General features: G+C 46.2%; 2 protein-coding genes. Both read left to right on the forward strand.

The window, feature by feature from the left end; translation table 11 throughout:
- Window positions 1-357 precede the first annotated feature (357 nt).
- Window positions 358-975 carry a hypothetical protein gene (locus B3N33_RS12820; RefSeq protein ID WP_214079646.1) on the forward strand — a complete coding sequence of 206 codons (618 nt, stop codon included), beginning with the start codon at window positions 358-360 and terminating at the stop codon, window positions 973-975.
- A gap of 46 nt (window positions 976-1,021) precedes the next feature.
- The coding region (locus B3N33_RS12825) for a hypothetical protein (RefSeq protein WP_292593542.1) at window positions 1,022-1,222 on the forward strand (201 nt) is incomplete at its 3' end.

Here is a 1,222-nt window from a genome sequence, read left to right on the forward strand (position 1 = left end):
GTCCCTTTGTTGGGACTGGGTTTATCGTTGTGTTGCTGCGTGTTTCCCTGGTCGTTCTGCTTTGTAATGTCACCATCGTTATCTCTGGATGAAGGCGGTTCTTCTTTTGTTGGTCTTTCAGCTCTTTGGATGTATTGTATGATCATGTCGTTGATGTCTAAAGTTGTAATCGTAACGCAATCACACGGACGGCTGAATTTATTGCGTGCGTCATACCCCCACTTTCAAAGCCGTGTAAAATTATTCTGTAACCCTCACCTCTGATTTCATGCGTTATACAAGGATTAGTCTCGTTTACGTGGTAATTATTGGAAAGAAACATACGTTTGATTTTAATAGACAATGAGGAGGAAATTCATGAAGAAGATTTTTGCTATAATTGCTGTTCTTGCACTGCTGGGAAGTTTCGCCTTTTCTCAGGATACGAACACCGACACACAGACTATAACTGTAACAATGAATGAAATTGCTCTACTCGCAGTGACAGGTGCTGCAGCTTCCATAGGATCTACAACGGCAGACGCTCCGGCAGTAAGTATATCGGTAACACAACCACCGCTCGCCGGTGACGCTCCGATAGTAACTGTTGTGCATGATGCAACTTATCTTAGATACACATCCCTGAGATTCGCAGGCCTTACAAGAAAGGTCACCGCAACTTTAGACGGGCTTCCCGCAGGTTTCTCAATTTCGTTGAAAGCCGATGCCGCTACTATTAGTTCAGCGAAAGGCAATGTAGGAGTGGGTTCAACAGTTGAGTTTGTTGATGCAACGCTTACAGGTGATCTCGTGGAATCGATAGGAGCAGGTCTCGCAAGAACTGGTACAGAGGCTGAGGCAGGGCATCCGCTTACTTACACCGCCAAGATCGATGAGAATGCTCTTGGAGAACTTGGAGGAGGTCTCGCGGACGGGGGCTTCTTTAATTCTCTAGATACAGTCATAACGGTTACTTTTACTCTTACGGATATTTAATATTTAAATAGAACCAATGAATCTTTTTTTCAGAACAGTCGAAGTATTGAAGCAGCGCAGAGCGCTGCTTCTTTGGCTTGCTGTTCTAGCAGTTGGTTTCACAGCTCAAGCCGTCACAATCTCAGCTACCGGAAAAGTGACTCAAGGCACGGCCTGGGAACTGGTTGCTGTCTCCCCGCTGATTGCCGGAGATGAACCCTCTCTGAGCATGTCTGGTTCCCTGGTTAGCCCGCCAGATGCGACTACC

The organism is Mesotoga sp. UBA5825, assembly GCF_002432955.1.
GTDB lineage: Bacteria > Thermotogota > Thermotogae > Petrotogales > Kosmotogaceae > Mesotoga.

Coding starts and splice junctions, on each gene's coding strand:
- B3N33_RS12820 (WP_214079646.1), top strand. CDS start 358: ATGAAGAAGATTTTTGCTATAATTGCTGTTCTTGCACTGCTGGGAAGT.